The 18,081-nt window shown below is 68.6% G+C and carries 16 protein-coding genes, 1 tRNA gene and 2 pseudogenes; 12 read left to right on the forward strand and 7 right to left on the reverse strand.

Features of this window, described 5'->3' with window-relative positions:
- Positions 1-170: 170 nt before the first annotated feature.
- The 3 genes from ACFUN8_RS22580 to ACFUN8_RS22590 form a co-directional block, all read right to left on the reverse strand.
- A complete protein-coding gene (locus ACFUN8_RS22580; protein WP_383640481.1) occupies positions 171-887 on the reverse strand; it encodes an NDP-sugar synthase in 717 nt (238 codons plus the stop codon).
- A gap of 38 nt (positions 888-925) precedes the next feature.
- Positions 926-1,348 (reverse strand): hypothetical protein, encoded by a 423-nt coding sequence (locus tag ACFUN8_RS22585; RefSeq protein ID WP_382561345.1) that lies wholly within the window; start codon positions 1,346-1,348, stop codon positions 926-928.
- Between the two features lie 207 nt (positions 1,349-1,555).
- Positions 1,556-2,692, reverse strand: a complete 1,137-nt coding sequence (locus tag ACFUN8_RS22590) for an ABC transporter ATP-binding protein (protein WP_383640484.1) — start codon at positions 2,690-2,692, stop codon at positions 1,556-1,558.
- 205 nt (positions 2,693-2,897) lie between these two features.
- Between ACFUN8_RS22590 and ACFUN8_RS22595 the strand changes: the two genes are divergently transcribed.
- Positions 2,898-2,971 (forward strand) — tRNA-Thr (locus ACFUN8_RS22595).
- A gap of 128 nt (positions 2,972-3,099) precedes the next feature.
- Here ACFUN8_RS22595 and ACFUN8_RS22600 read toward each other — a convergent pair.
- Both ACFUN8_RS22600 and ACFUN8_RS22605 read right to left on the reverse strand, forming a co-directional pair.
- Positions 3,100-4,712, reverse strand: a pseudogene (locus ACFUN8_RS22600) (tyrosine-type recombinase/integrase).
- Entirely contained in the window at positions 4,709-5,389 is a 681-nt protein-coding gene (locus ACFUN8_RS22605) for a helix-turn-helix domain-containing protein (RefSeq protein WP_383640487.1), read from the reverse strand. The pseudogene ACFUN8_RS22600 and the gene ACFUN8_RS22605 overlap by 4 nt, the downstream one beginning before the upstream one ends.
- A gap of 97 nt (positions 5,390-5,486) precedes the next feature.
- Here ACFUN8_RS22605 and ACFUN8_RS22610 point away from each other — a divergent pair, with 97 nt between their 5' ends.
- The 5 genes from ACFUN8_RS22610 to ACFUN8_RS22630 all read left to right on the forward strand — a co-directional run bounded on the left by ACFUN8_RS22610 (position 5,487) and on the right by ACFUN8_RS22630 (position 10,921).
- Positions 5,487-5,726, forward strand: coding sequence for a hypothetical protein (locus tag ACFUN8_RS22610; protein WP_383640490.1), 240 nt, complete (start codon positions 5,487-5,489; stop codon positions 5,724-5,726).
- Between the two features lie 233 nt (positions 5,727-5,959).
- Complete coding sequence (locus ACFUN8_RS22615) at positions 5,960-7,243, forward strand: DUF3631 domain-containing protein (RefSeq protein ID WP_383640493.1); 1,284 nt, start codon at positions 5,960-5,962, stop codon at positions 7,241-7,243.
- Positions 7,244-7,619: 376 nt separating this feature from the next.
- Positions 7,620-8,522, forward strand: coding sequence for a DUF2637 domain-containing protein (locus ACFUN8_RS22620; protein ID WP_383640496.1), 903 nt, complete (start codon positions 7,620-7,622; stop codon positions 8,520-8,522).
- Positions 8,523-8,567: 45 nt separating this feature from the next.
- Complete coding sequence (locus ACFUN8_RS22625; RefSeq protein ID WP_383640498.1) at positions 8,568-9,212, forward strand: MobC family plasmid mobilization relaxosome protein; 645 nt, start codon at positions 8,568-8,570, stop codon at positions 9,210-9,212.
- Entirely contained in the window at positions 9,209-10,921 is a 1,713-nt protein-coding gene (locus ACFUN8_RS22630) for a relaxase/mobilization nuclease domain-containing protein (protein ID WP_383640501.1), read from the forward strand. The genes ACFUN8_RS22625 and ACFUN8_RS22630 overlap by 4 nt, the downstream gene beginning before the upstream one ends.
- On the opposite strand, the gene ACFUN8_RS22635 is transcribed toward ACFUN8_RS22630, so the two are convergent.
- Together ACFUN8_RS22635 and ACFUN8_RS22640 are read right to left on the reverse strand one after the other, a co-directional pair.
- A complete protein-coding gene (locus ACFUN8_RS22635; RefSeq protein WP_383640504.1) occupies positions 10,922-11,467 on the reverse strand; it encodes a flavoprotein in 546 nt (181 codons plus the stop codon). It lies immediately after the preceding gene.
- Positions 11,464-12,735, reverse strand: coding sequence for a helix-turn-helix domain-containing protein (locus ACFUN8_RS22640; RefSeq protein ID WP_383640506.1), 1,272 nt, complete (start codon positions 12,733-12,735; stop codon positions 11,464-11,466). Before ACFUN8_RS22640 ends, ACFUN8_RS22635 begins: the two co-directional genes overlap by 4 nt.
- A 176-nt stretch (positions 12,736-12,911) precedes the next feature.
- Between ACFUN8_RS22640 and ACFUN8_RS22645 the strand changes: the two genes are divergently transcribed.
- The 6 genes and pseudogenes from ACFUN8_RS22645 (at position 12,912) to ACFUN8_RS22670 (ending at position 18,063) form a co-directional block, all read left to right on the forward strand.
- Entirely contained in the window at positions 12,912-13,343 is a 432-nt protein-coding gene (locus ACFUN8_RS22645; RefSeq protein ID WP_383640509.1) for an ATP-binding protein, read from the forward strand.
- A 39-nt stretch (positions 13,344-13,382) separates the two neighbouring features.
- On the forward strand, positions 13,383-14,666 hold the full coding sequence (locus tag ACFUN8_RS22650; protein ID WP_383640553.1) for a UDP-N-acetylglucosamine 1-carboxyvinyltransferase: 1,284 nt from the start codon (positions 13,383-13,385) through the stop codon (positions 14,664-14,666).
- Positions 14,663-15,892 carry a metallophosphoesterase gene (locus ACFUN8_RS22655; RefSeq protein ID WP_383640512.1) on the forward strand — a complete coding sequence of 410 codons (1,230 nt, stop codon included), beginning with the start codon at positions 14,663-14,665 and terminating at the stop codon, positions 15,890-15,892. The genes ACFUN8_RS22650 and ACFUN8_RS22655 overlap by 4 nt, the downstream gene beginning before the upstream one ends.
- Positions 15,889-16,418, forward strand: a pseudogene (gene dcd, locus ACFUN8_RS22660) (dCTP deaminase). The gene ACFUN8_RS22655 and the pseudogene dcd overlap by 4 nt, the downstream one beginning before the upstream one ends.
- Positions 16,415-16,951 carry a deoxycytidine triphosphate deaminase gene (locus ACFUN8_RS22665; RefSeq protein ID WP_383640514.1) on the forward strand — a complete coding sequence of 179 codons (537 nt, stop codon included), beginning with the start codon at positions 16,415-16,417 and terminating at the stop codon, positions 16,949-16,951. Before dcd ends, ACFUN8_RS22665 begins: the two are co-directional and overlap by 4 nt.
- Positions 16,948-18,063 carry a glycosyltransferase family 4 protein gene (locus tag ACFUN8_RS22670; RefSeq protein ID WP_383640517.1) on the forward strand — a complete coding sequence of 372 codons (1,116 nt, stop codon included), beginning with the start codon at positions 16,948-16,950 and terminating at the stop codon, positions 18,061-18,063. The genes ACFUN8_RS22665 and ACFUN8_RS22670 overlap by 4 nt, the downstream gene beginning before the upstream one ends.
- Positions 18,064-18,081 lie beyond the last annotated feature (18 nt).

The raw sequence follows: 18,081 nt of genomic DNA on the forward strand, positions 1-18,081 counted from the left end.
ACCCCGCATGACGGGGTGGCCGCCCTCGTATACGTGCTGTGCGCCCGTCTACGGGCCTGGGGCGTCCGTTACGTCTCCGGGGTCGGGCGGCCCGCGGCGAACCCCGTCAGGCCCGCTCCACGTCGATATGAACGGCCGCGTCGATATGGACCTCTACGTCGACAGGAACGTCAACGGGCGGCGGCGGCCAGCTCCTTGGCCGCCTCCGTGAGGTCCTTCGCGGTGTCGATGGCGCGCCAGTACGCGCCCTGCGGCAGCGGGAAGCCCGCCAGCCTGCGCTCGCGCGCCAGCCCGGGAAAGGTCGTCCGCTCGTGGTCGCCGCGCTCGGGCAGCAGACTCGCGAACGCCGGGGAGAACACGTACACACCGGCGTTGATCAGATACGGCGACGGCGGTGACTCGATGAAGTCCAGTACATGCCCGAACTCGTCGGTCTCCACGGCCCCCCAGGGAATCCGCGGCCGGGCGAGGGCGAGCGTCGCGGTGGCGGCGCGTTCGGCGTGGAACGCGGCCATCTCGCGCAGCGAGAAACGGGTCCAGATGTCGCCGTTGGTGGCGTACCAGGGCTGATCCGGTTCGGGCAGCCGGGCGGCGGCGTGCTTGAGGCCGCCACCGCGCCCCAGCGGTTCCTGCTCCACCACGGTCGTGACACGCAGCGGGAGTTCCGACGCCTCCAGCCACTCCTGGAGCACCTCGGCGAGATGGCCGCACGAGACCACGGCGTCCGTGACGCCCTCGGCGGCCAGCCACGCGAGTTGATGGCCGATGATCGGGGTCCCCGTGCCGGGGATCTCGACCATCGGCTTGGGACGGTCGTCGGTGTACGGGCGCAGCCGCGACCCCTGGCCGCCCGCGAGGACCACGGCCTGTGTCGGAAACGTCATCATGCCGTGAACGATAGGCGGGTCGGTCGGGGGGCCGGCGGTCAGTGCCCCGCGGTCTGCTGGGAGACCCCGTAGGCGAACGAGGTGTCGCAGACGGGGCGGGAGAACGACTGCGCGCGGGTGGGTCCGTACTGCGCGACAGCGGCGCGGCCGAGCGCGCGGGCCAGGGACATGCAGTGCTTGGCGAGCGAGGGGCGTTCCTCGATCTGGCGCTGGAGGTGGGTCAGGGCGATGCCCGGGTCCTTCTCCTGGAGTTCCACGAGCAGCTTGTCGCGGAGAACGTCCTGCGGGGCGCGGGACTTGGCGCGTACGGACGCCTTGTCCGAGGAGGCGGTGAGGATCTGCGCGTCGGAGTTCTTCGCCGCCCACGGGACGGTCGCGACCGCCAGGGTTCCGGAGAGTACGAGGACGACGGGCAGTACGAATGCGAGACTTCGGCCGATTCGGCGGGCTGTGTGGGTCACGCAGGCGAGCGTAGCGGTCAGTGATGATTTGGCGACATTTAGTCACTCGGCCGAGGGATGGTTCGACAGGTCTTTTCGAATCGGGTGTTGACGTACACGATTCGAAATGGCCGGTATGCCGGGGTATTTGGCCGGTTGGGTGACTCAAGCAAACGGCCCCGCACCGAAGTGCGGGGCCGTTAGTACGTTCTTCAGGTCAGCTTCGGGTCAGTCGCTGAGGCGCTCGCCCGTCGACGAGGCGAAGACGTGCGTCTCGCCCGGCCGCGGCACGACGTGCAGCTTGGCGCCCTTGTCGGGAACGGCGCGGCCGTTGACGCGGACCACCAGGTCCTTGTGCTCGCCGCCGACCTGCGCGTCGCCGTAGACGTAACCGTCGGCGCCCAGTTCCTCGACGACGTTGACGGTGACGGCCAGACCGGCCGGCGCGTCCTCGGTGTCCTTGGACAGCGACTTCGCGGCCTCGCCACCCTGCTCGACGATGTCGAAGTGCTCCGGGCGGACACCGACGACGACGGTGCTGTCGCCACGGTCGGCCGCGGCGGAGAGCGCCTCGCGGGAGATCGGGACGACGCTGTTGCCGAACTTGACGCCACCGTCGGTGATCGGGACCTCGACCAGGTTCATGGCCGGGGAGCCGATGAAGCCGGCGACGAAGAGGTTGGCGGGCCGGTCGTACATGTTGCGCGGCGAGTCCACCTGCTGCAGCAGACCGTCCTTGAGGACGGCGACCCGGTCGCCCATGGTCATGGCCTCGACCTGGTCGTGCGTGACGTACACCGTCGTGATGCCCAGGCGGCGCTGGAGCGAGGCGATCTGCGTACGGGTCGACACACGGAGCTTGGCGTCGAGGTTCGACAGCGGCTCGTCCATGAGGAACACCTGCGGCTCACGCACGATGGCGCGCCCCATGGCCACACGCTGGCGCTGACCACCGGAGAGCGCCTTCGGCTTCCGGTCCAGGTACTCGCTGAGGTCGAGGATCTTCGCGGCCTCTTCGACCTTCTTACGGATGTCGGCCTTGTTGATGCCCGCGATCTTCAGCGCGAAGCCCATGTTGTCGGCGACCGACATGTGCGGGTAGAGCGCGTAGTTCTGGAACACCATCGCGATGTCCCGGTCCTTGGGCGGCAGGTGCGTGACGTCGCGGTCACCGATGCGGATGGATCCGCCGTTGACGTCCTCAAGACCCGCGAGCATGCGCAGGGAGGTCGACTTGCCGCAGCCGGAAGGCCCGACCAGTACGAGGAACTCGCCGTCCGCGACGTCGAGCTCGAGCTGGTCGACGGCGGGCTTGGTGGAACCCGGGTAAACACGGGTCGCCTTGTCGAACGAGACAGTGGCCATGGTGATGTGGTCCCCTCACCGGCAGGAACGTGCCGGACGATCCGAGTAAAGGAGTGGTTCCCCCGCCGGAGGGCGGAGGATGGGTCTAGTCCACCTGGATGAACTTGAGGTGACGCTACCCCGCGTTTCAAGATCTGTCAGTAGGTGAACCACGACGAAATTCCCGGCTGACCTGTGATCCGCGCCGGTTATAGTTTTCCCGCACGCCTCCTTAGCTCAGTTGGCCAGAGCAACGCACTTGTAATGCGTAGGTCGTCGGTTCGAATCCGACAGGGGGCTCTGGCGAAGGCCAGGTCACATCGCCCGTGACCTGGCCTTTTGTGTTGCTCGGGGCGCGACGGGTCACACGGCTGGGGTGCCGTGGGACGGCTTGCGTGAGCGATGCGTGAGCGGAGCGGCTCGGTGCCCTACTTCTTGGGCTTCTTCCGCGTCTTGTTCTTCTTCGCCTTGGCCTGGGCTTTCGCCTTCTCCTTGGCCTTCCGGGCGGCCTTCGCGGCCTTGCGGGCCGCCTTCTCCGCCTCGGCCTTGCGCTGGAGAGGGACCAGCTTGGCGGTGGCCTCGGCTGAGCTCTTGCCGACGTGGGGGAGGACGCTCTGGTAGATGTCCCGCGTGATGCGGGTGTCGCTGTGCCCAAGGGTGTCCGACACGATCTTCACGTTGATGCCGGCGGCGAGCATGAGGGTGGCCGCGCCGTGGCGGAGGTCGTGGAGCCGGATCGGCGGCAGGCCGGAGGCGGTGACGAGCCGTTCGAAGAGGTCGGTCACTTTGCCGGGGTGCAACCAGGAGCCGTCTTCCTGGGTGAAGACGAGACCGGTGTCGACCCAGGCCGATCCCCATTCCTCGCGATCCGCCTCCTGCTGCTTGCGGTGGCGCTCCAGGACGCTAACGGTGTCATCGTCCAGGGCCACGACACGGAAGCCGCTGTCGGTCTTCGGTTCGGTCGCCTCGACGTCCCAACCGTCCTGGACGAGTTGGCCGGTGACGGTGAGGGAGTGTCGGTCGAGGTTGGTCTCCGACCAGGGCTGGCCGCACGCCTCGCCACGACGCAGGCCGCGGAAGGCGATCAGGTGCCACATGGCGTACAGCCGATCTGCGGCGACGAAGTCGAGGAAGGCGCCGGTCTGTTCGGGCGTTCAAACCATGACGGGGGAGGGCTTCTCGCCGGTCTGCTGCCACCGCGCGACCCGCTCGTCCGTCCACACGAGGGCCTTCGGCTTGCGGACGGGGTCGATCTCCACGTGGGACGCCGGGTTGAACGTGATGATCTGCTGGCCGATCGCCTCGTTCAGGGCAGCGCGGAGCGTGGCCTTGACGTGCTGGCGCGTCGAGGGGCCCGTGACGCGGCGGAAGGGCGGCATTGCATCGATCGCTGCCCTCGTCGCCTTACGGCGGGCCCGGTTCTCCACGCCCTTCCACGGCACGGCCGCCAACTCCTGTACCGCCGCACGTCGTTGGGCGTTCTGCTCCAGAATCTCGGCGTTGGCGTCGGTGATGGCGGTGAACATCTCGCTGAGGTGGCTCACGCGCAGCCGTTCGAGGCGCCGGTCGCCGATGTGGGGCTTGAGGTGGACGCGGACGTCGGTCTCGTAGCGGCTGACGCCCGACTTCCGGATGCGTTTGCCCGCGAGCCACCGGTCCAGCCACTCGCTCACGGTGAGGCTGCCGACGAGGTCCTGGCCGGCGTTGAGGCGACGCCGGGTCTCCTCCACGTCGGGGAGGGGCAGCTTTTCGCCCTGACCTCGGACAGCATCTCGGCGATCAGCTGGACGCCTTCGGGGTCGTCCGGCTCGGCGAGCGCCATGAGAGCGCGAACGTGGTCGAGGTCGACCTGGGCGGCCTTGAGGCTGGCGTACCCGCCACGGGCGAAGGAGCGTCGGCTGCCGTCTTCGTGGGGCGGCAACTCCTGGCGTATGGAGTAGGTGCAGTGGTTCCTGCTGTTGCGCCTCGGGCAGGAGGAGCCGAGTTCCTTGCCGGTCTTGGGGTCACGACAGGAGCAGCGGCGGTAGGTAGAGCCCTTCAAGGGCGTTCCTCCGGGGTGGTGTTGGGGTCGGGTTCGGGCAGGTCGACGTCGCCCAGGGCGGGTGGGAGATAGGGCGGGGTGGCGCCTTCGTCACGGAGGTCGCGGCGCAGATAGCGGAGTTTGTACTTGGCGGAGATGGCCTCGTCGGAGTACTTGGTCCGCCTGCGCTCGGCCTCGTCCTGCTGGGCGCGGTTGCTTGTCGTCTTGGCTGCGAACCGTGCCTGTTCCGCTTCTTCGAGGGCGGCCAGGGCGGTGCGTACGAGGTTGTCGTGCGCTTCGAAGTCGGGGACCAGGCCCGCGTCGTGCAAGGCCACGTCCTCGTCGCCGGTGAAGCGGCGCAGGGCGTCCCAGGTGGGCACGAGTTCCTGGAAGGGGAGTTCCTGGGTCCTCTCGACGTAGCCGACCGGGAAGATCAGGCAGACCGGGTACGTCTCCAGGGCGGCGGCCAGGACGATGACGTCCACCAGGGGCAGGGTGGCCCGGCGGCCGGACTCCATGTTGGCGATCACGGTGCGCGGGATGGGATGCCCGAGTTCCTCGCACCGGTCGGCCAGATCCTGTGCGCTCCACCCCATCTCCTTCCTTCTGCGCCGGACTTCGCCGGCGACGTTGGCCTTGACCCGGTCCTCCCACTCGGGAACGTCGTCCTCATCAGCATCCACACCGTGTTGTGTCATGAAGACACATTAGCTTCCCGATGATGGTTGGTAGACGCCTGGAGTCGGACATGAGGGCCATGTTCGCCGAGGGCTGTACCGAAAAGGGGCGCACTGCATGCGCGAAGACGCGATGGCCGGACGGGTGAAGGGCTCGAAGGGGATGAGTCGCGAGGAGCTTCTAGCCCTCCCTGTGTCCGTTGACCTGGACACGGGCAACCGTGCTCTCGGGCTCGGGCGGAGCAAGGGGTACGAGCTTGCGAAGCGGGGCGAGTACCCGTGCAAGGTGCTGCGGCTGGGCAACGCCTACCGGGTCGTGACGGCGGATCTGCTTGATCTGCTGGGTCTGGCGGCGTGAGCGGGCGGAACAGTAGCAAACGGTTCTGCGCTGAGCTGACACAGAAACGCTGGACTGTTGCCGAGTCTGGACGTACGGTCCGTGTTCCCTCGCGGTGGCCTGGTGCCCGCGAGAAGGGGATGGGCCCCCGGCGGTGCAACGCCGGAGGCCCGAGTAACCCCAACCGGCCCGTGAAGAACCAACCCGGCGGCCAGGGCGCACCCGCCCGCCACCGCCAGACAAGGAGCTGCCCTGTGGAACATGCGGGAGCCGAGCCCTATTCCGACTCCGACAAGCCCTCGTGGCCGCCCGTCACCATCCCCGACCAGCTCGGCCACCAGAGCCCGACGTCCGCCAACAGCGGTGCGTCTGAAGCCACTTCAGCAGACCAGTCCGCCGAGGAGGCAGCTCCGGATCCTGAGCCGACGCCCGGCTCGGCGCTTCTGAACGAACTGCGCGCGCAGATAGCGAAGTTCGTGATCCTGCCCTCGCCCGAGGCGCTGGACGCGGTCGCGCTGTGGGTGGCGGCCACGCATCTGCAGCCTGCGTGGCAGCACGCGCCGCGTCTGGCGGTGGTGGGGCCGGCGAAGAGGTGCGGCAAGTCGCGGCTGCTAGACGTGCTGACCGAGACGGTCCACGAGCCGATGCTCACCATCAACACCACCCCGGCGGCCATCTTCCGGTCGATCACCGAGGAGAACCCGCCCACGCTCCTGGTGGACGAGGCCGACACCATCTTCGGCACCCCGAAGCAGGCGGAGAAGAACGAGGAGATGCGCGGCCTGCTCAACGCCGGCCACCAGCGCAACCGGTACGTCACCCGGGTCGTCGGCAACGACCACACCCCGCACCGATTCGCGACCTTCGCCATGGCGGCCATCGCGGGCATCGGCGACCTGCCCGACACGATCATGGACCGGTCCATCGTGATCCGCATGCGGCGCCGGGCCGAGGGCGAGAAGGTCAAGCCCTTCCGCTCCCGCCGCGACATCCCGGCCCTGCATGATCTGCAGGACCGTATCGCTGCCTTGGCCAGGTCATTGCTGGACGAGGCGGCAGAGCTGGAGCCGGTCATGCCGGTGGAAGACCGGGCCGCTGACACCTGGGAGCCCTTGGTCATCGTCGCCGACCTTGCCGCCGGGTCCTGGCCCCGGCGGGCCCGCGCGGCGTGTGCGCGGATGGTGGCCACAGAGGTCGAAGCGGAGGAGGAGCGACCCGGCGGCGCGCGGATCCTCGCCGACATCCGCCGGGTCTTCGCTGCCCAGCGCGAGGCGGACAGCCTCTCCACGGATGAGGTGCTCTACCACCTGCGCCAGGACGCGGAGGCCCCGTGGGCAGAGTGGGGGCGCAGCGGGCTGGACTCCCGCGAACTGGCACGGATGCTCAGCCCGTACGCCATCAAGCCCGGCAACGTCCGTCTCGCCGACGGAACCCAACGCAAGGGCTACATGCGGAACAAGTTCCTTGACGCCTGGCGGCGCTACTGCCCCACCGTCCACCCGGTGGACGCCGGGCCTACCGCCTCCGCCTCGGGCTGAGCCCCGCATCCCCCGGGTGGCCGTCCCTGCCGTCCCTGCCGTCCCTGCCGTGATCCCGCAGGTCAAACGGCATGCAGACAAGACGGCAACCGGCGGCAAGACGGCAACGCGATCACGAAGCCGCGCTGCCTGGCCCGGACCACGTCCCGATCCGTCTTGTGCCGTCCCGCGCGTCCCCGCCGTATCGCCGCAGGTCAGAGCGTCAGCCGCTGGGACGGCACACCACCACTAAGCCGTCCCGGCCGATGCCCTAGAACGCCTACGGCATCGGCCGAGACGGCAGACCGGACCTCGTGCCGTACCTGTCCTGACCTGCGCTTGCAACGGCCAAGACGGCAAGGACGGACCACACCGTCAACGCCTAGGAGCACCCCGCTTGACGAACCTCTCCACCGCCAGCAACCCAGACGACCGCCTCGACGAGGGACGGCCGACCACGACCCAGAAGGCCGCCGAGCGATTCACGCTCATCGCAGCGGGCGTGGTCATCGTGGCCCTCACGGTCGGCGGGTTCTGGCTCTCGTACGCGCATCTCGCCGAGGTCGCCGGACAACACGGGCTCAGGAACTCCCCGGTCCGCCAGTGGGCCTGGCCCGCAACGCTTGACGCGTTCATCGTCGCGGGCGAACTGCTCATGCTCCGCGCTGGTTTGCGCCAAGCGACCGACGGGTGGGCCATCGCCCTCACCGCGACCGGATCGGCCGGCTCCATCGCACTCAACGTGGCGGGCGTCAGTGGCACGGGTGGCACCGGCGCCGTACCCCTGCTCGACTACGTGGTCGCCGCGGTCCCCCCGACCGCCGCGCTGCTGGCCTTCGGTGTCCTGATGCGGCAGATCCACCAACTCGTCGCCGAGCCCTCCGACGCCACTCAACGCCACAACACCGCCGACCGCAGCCACAACGGCACCGAGATAGTCCGTCTCGCGGAAGACGGTTCCGGTCAGCCGCAGCCAGCCGCCTTGGAAGTGGCGGACCGGCACTCCGACGTGGCGCAGGCTGCCACCAATCTGCCGGAGCTTCCGCATCCTTCGGACGAGCCGGAAGACGAAGAGTTCAGCACGGTCTCCGAGGAGTACCTCACCATCGCCCGCACCGCGCCACTCGGACGGGGAGGCCGCGCTTCGCGCCGCCACATCGAGGCGGCGATACGAGACAAGGGCCTGTCCATCGGCAGGGCCGACGCGGAGAAGGTCAAAGACGCCTTGCAGACCGAACTCGACGAGGCCGCCACTCAGCCGCAGGCCGAACACGACAGGGCATCTGCCAATGCCTTCTGAGACCACCGCTTCCCGCCCCACGAACCCGCCACGGAGAACCCCCTCATGCACGACCCGGACTACGAACTTCCCAGTACCCAGAAGGAGATGACCACCACCGCAACCCAGCCAGCAAGGTATCCCGTTGGACCGTCCAAGGGCCGGTCCAACGAGGGTGCCTCCGCCCCGGGGGTGGCGGAGGGGCTCGGGCACCAGGGGGTGCCCGAGGAGGACAAGCTCGTCGAGACCCCCGCCGTTCCACTGACACGAGCAGCCGATGCCGCTGCGCTGCACCGCGTCGCCCGCCGCCGTCAGCGCGAACCCGTCCAGCGCAAGAAGCGCGTCGATGTGCGCTACAGCGCTGACGAGAAGACCGCGATCCTCGCCAAGGCCCGGGCCCTGAACATCGCCGGCGCCCACTACGTCGGCGCCGTCGTCATGGCCCACCTCCACGGTGACCTCGCCCTGCCCGGCCAGCGCACCTCACTGGACGACTACATCGACGAACTGACTGCCCTGCGCAGCGAGGTCGCCAAGATCGGCCACAACATCAACCAGATCGCCAAGAAGCTCAACTCCGGCGGCCATCCACACCCTGGGGACAACGCCACGCTGGCCCAGGTCGAACCCGCCTTGGACGCAGTAGGCGCCACCGTCCGCCACATCGCGTCCGCCGCGAACCAAGCCGTCGCCAAGAAGTCCGCCCGGTGATTGCGAAGATCAGCGGCGGCACGGACACCGCGGGCCTGATCCGGTACCTGTTCGACACGAAGAAGGCCAAGGACCACACCGACCCTCACCTGGTCGCCTCCTGGGACGGCTTCGCCCCCGACCCCGGCCGCACCGACGACTTCGACGCTACGAAGAAGCTGCTCGTGGCCGACCTCGACCTGCACGTCAAACAGGCCAGGCGCCTCGGCCGCACCCCCGAGAAGCACACGTGGCACTGCTCGATCCGGGCCGCGGAGAGCGACCGCCACCTCAGCGACGAGGAGTGGGCCGACATCGCCCGCCGCGTCGTCGCGGCCACCGGCATCGCGTCCGACGGAGATCCAGACGGCTGTCGTTGGGTCGCCGTCCGGCACGCCCCCGACCACATCCACATCGCCGCCACCAAGGTCCGCGCCGACCTGCACACCGCTCGCCACTGGAACGACTACCTCACCGCCGACCGCCAACTCGCCGCCATCGAGAAGGAATACGGTCTCTTCCAGGTCGTCCGCGGAGATCGCACCGCCGCTGAACGCCCCACCCGCGCCGAACAGGAGAAGGCCCGCCGCGCCGGCCACGACAAGACCGCCCGCGAACGCCTGCGCACCACCGTCCGCACCGCCGTGGCCGCCGCCTCCACCATCGAGGAGTTCGTCGACCTGCTCAGCCACATCGACGGCGTGCTCGTCGAGGTCGTGCACTTCCCCTCAGGCGACGTACGGGGATATAAGGTCGCCGTCGCGGACGACGCCCAGGGTCCCATCTGGTACTCCGGCTCCAAACTCGCCCCGGACCTGTCCCTCCCCAAGATCCAAGAACGTCTGGTGAGTATGGGGTCGCAGCCCACCGGCCAGTCGGGCAGGCGCAGGCCCAACCCCTGGCACCAGGCCACCGCCGCAGCCGAACGCATCCCCCACCACTTCGACCAACCCGACGACCAAGCCTCCCAAGGTCACCTCGCCGCGTTCGGTGAAGCCCTCGACGCCCTTCCCCTCGTCACACCCCAAGCCGTGCGCCACCAACTCCGAGAAGCGGCCACCGCGTTCGAACGCGCCACCCGCTCCCGCATCCGCGCCGATCACCACCACGCCCGCGCTCTGCGCAGCGCCGTACGCGCGATGCTCCGAGAGCCCGTTTCCAATGGAAACGGCACGGCCTTGGCGATGTTCCTCGACGCTGCGATCCTCGTCGTCATCGCCGCCGCCCGCTGGCACCAACTCCACCACCACGACCAGCAGGTCGCCGCCGCGCACGAGACGCTGATCCATCTCCAGGCCGCCTACAACCAAGCGGCAACCGCGCCTCTGACCACTCTCGCGCAGCGCCGACCACCCCAGAAGACCGTGGACCGGCACATTCGCAACTTGCACCAGGTCATGCCCCACCATGTCGAGCAGATCGTCGAAGACCCCGCCTTCGGTGCCCTCACCGTATCCCTCGCCGAGGCCGAGGCAGCAGGCCACGACCCGGGGCGGCTCCTTCAGCAGGCCGCCGACCAGCGTGCCCTGGACGACGCCGACTCTCCCGCACGAGTCCTGACCTGGCGTATCCAACGTCTCAGCACACGACCGGCGCCCAGCGCACTAGCCCGTGCGGCACAGGCTCGCAGCACAGTACGGAGCGGCAGTGCACCACAACTCCCGGATGCCGCAGGCCACATACCTGCCGCCATCCCGACCTCACAACCGCCGCAAACAAGGCGGCGCTGATCACGACCTCGCAGACAGCCTCGGGGCAAGCAGCTCCAGCACTTCCTCCCAGCGGTACCGGTCGGCCCCACCGCCGGCCTTCGGCCGATGAGGCTCGTACGAGCCGATCAGCACGCCCATCTCGCGCAGCCGCTCCAGGCTCTGCCGGTACGCGGGGTGGGCGGCCTGGGCGGAGTTCAGGTACGGCAGCACGGCCACCGGCACACCCATCGCGGGTGCTTCGCACAGGATGCCGAGCGCGAGGTTGTCAGAGATCCCGGCGGCCCACTTGTTGACGGTGTTGAAGGTGGCCGGGGCGACCGCGATCGCGTCCGCGGGTCGGGTCGGGCGCGGTTGGTCCGGTGTCCGCCAGGCCGAGCGGATGGGGAGACCGGTCTGTGCCTCGACCGTCTCGACGTCGAGGAAGGCGAGCCCTTGCGGGGTGGCGACGACACCTACGTCCCAGTTCCGTTCCTGTGCCGCGGTGATCAGCTTGCCGACATCGGCGGCGACCCCGGCCGCGCAGACGACGATCTGGAGGAACGGCTTGTCGGGCTGGTCACTCACGCGGGCACTCCCAGTTGACGACTGAAGTGGTGCAGCTCAGGCAGTGCCCGGCGGCGGTCGCGGGCTGCCATGTCGGCGACCAGTTCACGTACGGCCGGGCGGCGGATGTCCTGGGCCGCACAGCTCTCGGCGATGCGCAGGGCCTGGTAGCCGTCGGCGAGTCTGCCCTGCTGACTGTAGGCGCGAGCGGTTTCCACCCAGAGCGCAGCCCGGCGCTCGGGGACGGGAATGTGCCGCCGCATGAGGGGCCGTGCGGTTTCCAGCGCGATGCCAGCGTCGCCGAAGGAGACGGTCGCGCTGATCTCGTGCAGGGCCACGTTGGTGGGGCTGAAGTTCGCCCAGGCGTCGGGTCGGTCGAAGGAGACGTAGCGCGCCACTTCTTTGGCCTCGGTGAGGAAGTCCTGGGTGGTGGCGCGGTCGCCGTTTCTGCTGGCGGCGGTCGCCCCGCGGAGCAACAGCAGACCGACCGCTGCCAGGTACCGGGGCGAGCGCTGGTCGTAGGAACCGGTGAGCTGGTCGGCGGTGTGGCGGACCATGTTCACGGCCTGAGCAGTGTGCTTCTCGCGCACGAGGACGTGGGCGTGAACGCGGACACTGGCGGCGAGGACGATGGGATCACCAGATCGCTCCGCCTCGGCCATGGCCCGACCGGCCGCGAGCCAGGCGTTGCCCTGATCGGCTCGCTTCAGCAGCAGACTTACCGACGTCTGGTACGCGGTGGCGAGCAACCCGGACGCCTCCGCAGAGCCGGATGAGCCGCCGGCGGCATGGCGCAGGTCGGTGATCAGACCCGGCAGCGTCCGTTCCAGATCCGTGTAGTCGCACGTGCAGAACATCCGGCGCACGTCCCGTGTCCGGTCCCGTAGCTCGTCGATGTCCAGGGCTTGCCCGGTGGCAGCAGGGCTCGTGCTTGGCAGCAGTACCTGTACCAGGTCGAAGTGCGCTGCGGTGGACGACGGCGGAGCTGCGAGAGCTGCGACGCTCGCGGCCAGGAAGGTACGGCGGTGCATGTCCTCTGTTCCGGGGTCGGCGGGGCTGGTGTCGGAGGAGGCGACGAGACCTAGACGGTGCGGTGGAATGTCCAGCACCTGCGCGATCTCGCGCAGCGTGCGCACGTCCTCGGTGCCCCTGCCGCTCTCCAGACGGCTCACCTTCGACTGGTGGTACCCCAGGGTGGCGGCAACCTCCGTCTGAGAACGCCGCTGTAACACGCGGGCCTGACGGATCACTTCGCCGATCCGTCTCGCTTCACTCTGTGCCTCGGCCATCTGTGCCACGGCCCCTTCTGCCGTCGCCGATCCTGCCTGCTCAACCGAGCGTAACCGAACGGCAATTGACCGCGATGCAGCTCCTGCATAAGTGATGCAGCGACGGCACACGGCGTGGTCCAGCTTGCCTCCGAAGCGGTTGCGTGGAGATGCCACACCGATCCAGGAGGCCGCTCATGGAAGCGCATCAGATCCATTTCCCCGTTCACGGCACACCTGCTGCCGCCAGCTTCGCGCGCCAGCAGCTCGCCATCGGGATACGGGCCTGGGACGCCTCTCTCGATCAGGAACTCCTGGAGACAGCGGAGTTGGTCGCCGCCGAGTTGCTCGCCAACGCGGTACGGCACGCGGGCCACGGCCCCATCTCGGCCGGCGCCCGCCTGAACGACGAACGCCTGCTGATCGAGGTGACCGATGCCAGCTCCGAGGCCCCGCAGGTCGGACTGCCGGACGCGGACGAGGAGGGCGGACGCGGCCTGTTCATCGTCGCCGCCCTCGCGGACCGCCACGGGATCGACCCGCTGCCGTCCGGCAAGCGGTGCTGGGCCGAGTTCAAGGTCAGCGGCCCGGACCAGCCCTCACGATGCCTTCCCCTGCAAAGGAGTTGACGGTTGACAGCCGTACGGATCCCCCCAGTCGCCGCCGAAGTGGTCGCCATCCGGCCCGGCACTCCCCTTGCCGGGTCCGTAACTGTCGACGGGTCCAAGAACGCAGCCCTGCCACTTCTGGCCGCCGCCGCGGCCATGCACCGCCCAGTGCACCTGGGCAACGTCCCGACAAACACTGACGTCGAAACGATGCTCACCCTGCTCCAGCAGTCCGGCTGGCACACGGCCCGCCCCGTCACCGATCCGCACACTGCGGTCATCCTGCCCAGCGACAGGCCGCAACCGGGGCCCGACCCCGAAACCGCCGCACGCATCCGAGCCTCGTACTACCTCGTACCAGCGTTGCTCGGCGCCTACGGTCGGGCCCGACTTCCCTGGCCAGGCGGGTGCCGGATCGGGGAACGCGGCATGGAACAGCACTTCACGGTCTACGAGCATTTCGGCGACCGTACGACCGTCGACGACCGGGGCTACCTCGTGGAAGCAGCCGCCGCACGGACCGGAACGGTCTCGATCATGCTGCCCTTCCGCTCCCGAGGCGCGACCATCGCCGCCGTCCTGCGCGCCGTTGTGGGCGGACGGCCACTGCGGCTGGGAGGGCCCAACCTCTCGCCGGAAGTCCTCAGCGTCGTAGAGGCGCTACGGCTGGCTGGATGGCAGTGCCGGGCCGGCGAGTCTCTTCTTTCGCTCGCGCCGCCCCCATCCGCTCCCACGGAGACCATCGCCTGGAAGGTGCCTGGCGACAAGATCGAGGCAGGCACGCTGGCCTGTGCCGTTGCAGTGACGGGCGGCGACGCACGTATCTGCGGCGTACGCGGCGATGACGTCGTTCCCCTGGTCAGCGCTCTACGACAGCTCGGTGTGCCCGCGAGCACCGAGGACGACGTACTGACCATCCATGCCCACGACACCCGCCCCACCAGCCGGCCGCTACGAGCCGTCGCCTCCCTCGCCCCCGGCGGCCTGGACGCCGACTTCGAACCGCCCCTGATGGCCTTGGCCCTCACCCGCCCCGGCACCCATCTCTTCTCCGACACCATCAATCCCGGCCGCCACGGCAACCTACTGCCCCAATTCGCCCGCCTCGGCGCCGAGATTCACGACCTGTCGCCCACCAAGTGCCGTCTCACCGGTCCGCAGCAGTTGACCGGGACCGGAGTGGAGGCCACCGACATCCGCACGGGCTCCGCCCTGCTCATCGCCGGCCTCACCGCACGCGGTGTCACCACGCTGGGCGGCCTCGACCAACTCCGTCGAGGACACGCCGATCTGCCCACCAAACTGCACGCCCTCGGCGCCGACATCTGCGAGGTCACCCCATGAGCCGACGGTTACGGAAGATCATCGCTACGACCGACGTCCACTCGGCCTTCGACGCGGCCACGCCGATGCTCACCCACCTCCACTCCGCCCGGGCCGAGAGCCTGATCGTGGACTGCGGCGACTTCTTCGAAGGAAGCGGCTACTACCGCTTCGGCAAGGGCCGGATCGAGCGCGAGATCCTCACCGGCCTGTACGACCTGCTCGCGCCCGAAAATCACGGCTGGCCGCACTACTTCGAGCCAGGGCTGCACGAGATGACCGTGTGCGCCAACGCCTCCGACGCCAACGGCAAACCGCTCTTCGACCGGGCACGCATCAAGCGGATCGGCGGCCAACGGGTCGCCATCACCGCGGTGATCGGTCCGCAGGCGTTCAACACGATCCCCATCCGCGACCGCAACGGCCATTACGTCACCAACCCGGCCCACGCTCTGCGCGAGGTGATGCTGGAGAACCACCACCGAGCCGACGCCTGGATCGTGTTGTCCCACTCCGGCTTCGAGGAGGACCTGAAGCTGGCCGCCGCCTGCCCGTTCGCGGACGTCATCTTCGCTGGCCACTGCCACAGCGACACCTACGGTCCCGTGCGCATCGGCGACACGCTGGTCGTCAAGGGACGCGAACTCGGCATCGGCTATGCCACCGCAGAACCGGTCGGCAGCGGGTGGGCCGCTCGCACATGCACCTTTCCCAACGCTGCCGCAGTTCCCGAAGACCTCGCCACGGTGCAGGAGAAGATCTCCTGCATCGGCCGGAAGCTGACGAGTCCGCTCGGAACTGTGAACGAGCCTTATCGCAATGGTGAGTTGGACCGCAGTCGTCTGCTGCGAGAGATCGGCAGCCGACTCCACTCTGGCCTCGGCGCGGACGCGGTCATCCTCAACGAGACCGCCCTCCGTTCCGTACCGCTCGGCAAAGTGCTCACCCTCGGCGACCTGTTGGCCATCGAGCCCTTCGACAACCACCTCGTCCACGCTGCCCTTCCTTACGAGCATGCCCAGGGCCGAGACAAGCTGTTCAGCCAACTCGCTGAATGTGTCGGCCCGTTGGCAATCACTCCTACGCCCCTTCCGTCGGCGATGAGCAGCGTGCTGACGACGGGCTACCTCGCCGACAGCCACCTGGGCGGCCGAACGCATCAAGCCGGGCTCCGGCTCGGCCAAGCCGTACGCCGTGTCCTGGCTACCGCCTTGCCCGGCGGCGCCACCGAGGGAGGCGAGCAGTGATCCTCACCGGACCTGAGATCATCGCCGCTGCCCGCGACGGTCGCCTGACCATCGATCCCTTCGAACTGGAGCAGGTCAACCCCAACAGCTACAACGTCCGCCTCGGTCCCACCCTGCTGACCTACGCCGACACCGTTATCGATTCCCACCGCCCCAACCTCACGTGTGAGACGGAGATCGGGAACGACTCCAGCCCGGCGAGTTGTACCTCGGGCACACCCTCGAACAGGTCGGCTCCAACTCCTTCGTGCCGCTGCTGTTCGGCCGCTCCTCGGTAGGCAGGCTCGGACTCTTCGTCGAGATCACCGCCCCCATCGGCGACATCGGCTTCCACGGCCAGTGGACGCTGATGCTTTCGCCGGTGCGTCCGTTGCGGGTGTACGCCGGCATGAAGATCGCGCAGATCATATTCTTCGTCTCGACCGGTGAAATCGACCCGTACCAAGGCAAGTACCAGGCCGCCGCAGGCCCGCAGCCGTCGAAGTACTGGCGGGACGTCGCCCGGTTCGAGGCGGTCGCCTCGTGATCCTCACCGGCCCCGCGATCAGAGCTGCCCTTCAGTCGGGCGAGATCACGATCGACCCGTACGATCCCGCCCGTCTCTCCCCGAATGCCTACGACTGGCGGCTCGGCGACACGCTCCGCGTCTGCGCCGGTGACCTGGACGCCGCCGCCCCCACCGCGTTTATCGAACAGGCCATCCCCGCAACGGGCTTGGTGCTGAAGCCGGGGGTGCTCTACCTCGGCGTCACGCTGGAGAAGACCGGTTCGGAGACGTACGCGCAGATGCTCAACGGCAATCGGACCATCGGCACCCTCGGCATCTGGGTCCATGTCTCCGCCCCGCTCGGCCACCAAGGCCACGCCATCCGCTGGACGTTGGAGATCCGCGCCGCCAAGCCCGTGCGGGTCTATCCGGGGATGACCTTCGGCAAGCTCGTCTTCCTCACCGCCTTCGGCACGCCAGCCAGCTACCAGCAGCAGCTTTCCAAGTACGCGGCGACCGACGGCATCGACATCTCCCGCCTCTACGAGGAGATCCCCGGAGGAGTCCTGTGAGTCCCCGCTCAGCCGCCGGGCCACTGGCCGCCACCCTGCTGGACCTGCCCGCCGGAAGTCCTGGCGGCAGCGTCGAACTCTTCCTCGACCTCTACACGGGAGACCGCCCCCTCATCCCCGCACGCGCGTTCATGCTCGGCCCGTCCAACCCGAGTCGCCTTCCCCCCGCTGGGCTCGACCTACTGCCTGTGGCTGGCAAATGCCTGGAAGGCCCGGCTTTCGGCAACTACGTCACAGCCCTACGCAGGGCCCTCACAGCTGCGATCGACCCCACCCAGATCGGCGTCCTGCACCTCCAGCACCTGACCTTCGGCGCCACCCCAGCCCTTATCCGAGCCCTGCCCCTGCGTCCCCGCATCGCCCTGGTCCACGGCACCGACCTGATCTTCGCCGAGGCCCATCGCGATCAACTCCGCGTCCTGCGCGAGACCGCGAGAGCCGCAGACGCGATCGTCGTGCCGACGGTGGCAATGGCCGACCGCCTGCTCAAGCTTGCTCCACAGATCGACCGCAGGAAGATCACCCACATCCCCTGGGGCATCCCCGACCACCTGCTCACCATTCCACCGCCCCGACCAACCCGCGCCTCCACCAGCCACCTACGACTGCTGTACGCAGGACGGCTGACCGCCGAGAAGGGAGTGGCAGCTCTGATCAAGAGCCTGGCTCCTGTGCCAGGTGTCGAGCTGAGCATCGCCGCGCCCCGGGCCCAATTCCACGCCCTGGCCCCGCTGTTGCAACGGGCCGGCGTGAGGGCCCACTACCTCGGGTGGCTACGCCGTCCACAACTGTGGAAGACGTTCGCCGAGCACGACGTACTGGTCATGCCGTCCACCACCCTGGAGGCCATGGGCTTGGTCGCGCTGGAGGCCCAAGCCTGTGGGCTGCCCGTCCTCTACCAACCCGTACCGGGCCTCAGCGAGGCCCTCGCCGCGACCGGCGTAGCCGCGGATTTCACCAACTCGGCCGCCCTCGCCCGCGATCTGGATCGGCTTCGAACCTCTCCCGGCCTACTCTCCACCCTGCGGCAGGCGGGCTACGCGAACGCCGCCCGTTACCCGCTCTCGACTACCGCGCAAGCCCTCATCGACCTCGGCCACCAACTCTCCTGAGCAGGCTCAGAAACGGGA

The organism is Streptomyces sp. NPDC057307 (assembly GCF_042667665.1).
In the GTDB taxonomy this organism is placed as follows: domain Bacteria; phylum Actinomycetota; class Actinomycetes; order Streptomycetales; family Streptomycetaceae; genus Streptomyces.

Bases quoted from the DNA above. Each gene is read 5' to 3' on its own strand.
- ACFUN8_RS22580 (WP_383640481.1), bottom strand. From the start codon at position 887: ATGATGACGTTTCCGACACAGGCCGTGGTCCTCGCGGGCGGCCAGGGG.
- ACFUN8_RS22590 (WP_383640484.1), bottom strand. From the start codon at position 2,692: ATGGCCACTGTCTCGTTCGACAAGGCGACCCGTGTTTACCCGGGTTCC.
- ACFUN8_RS22605 (WP_383640487.1), bottom strand. From the start codon at position 5,389: ATGACACAACACGGTGTGGATGCTGATGAGGACGACGTTCCCGAGTGG.
- ACFUN8_RS22610 (WP_383640490.1), top strand. From the start codon at position 5,487: ATGCGCGAAGACGCGATGGCCGGACGGGTGAAGGGCTCGAAGGGGATG.
- ACFUN8_RS22625 (WP_383640498.1), top strand. From the start codon at position 8,568: ATGCACGACCCGGACTACGAACTTCCCAGTACCCAGAAGGAGATGACC.
- ACFUN8_RS22640 (WP_383640506.1), bottom strand. From the start codon at position 12,735: ATGGCCGAGGCACAGAGTGAAGCGAGACGGATCGGCGAAGTGATCCGT.
- ACFUN8_RS22645 (WP_383640509.1), top strand. From the start codon at position 12,912: ATGGAAGCGCATCAGATCCATTTCCCCGTTCACGGCACACCTGCTGCC.
- ACFUN8_RS22655 (WP_383640512.1), top strand. From the start codon at position 14,663: ATGAGCCGACGGTTACGGAAGATCATCGCTACGACCGACGTCCACTCG.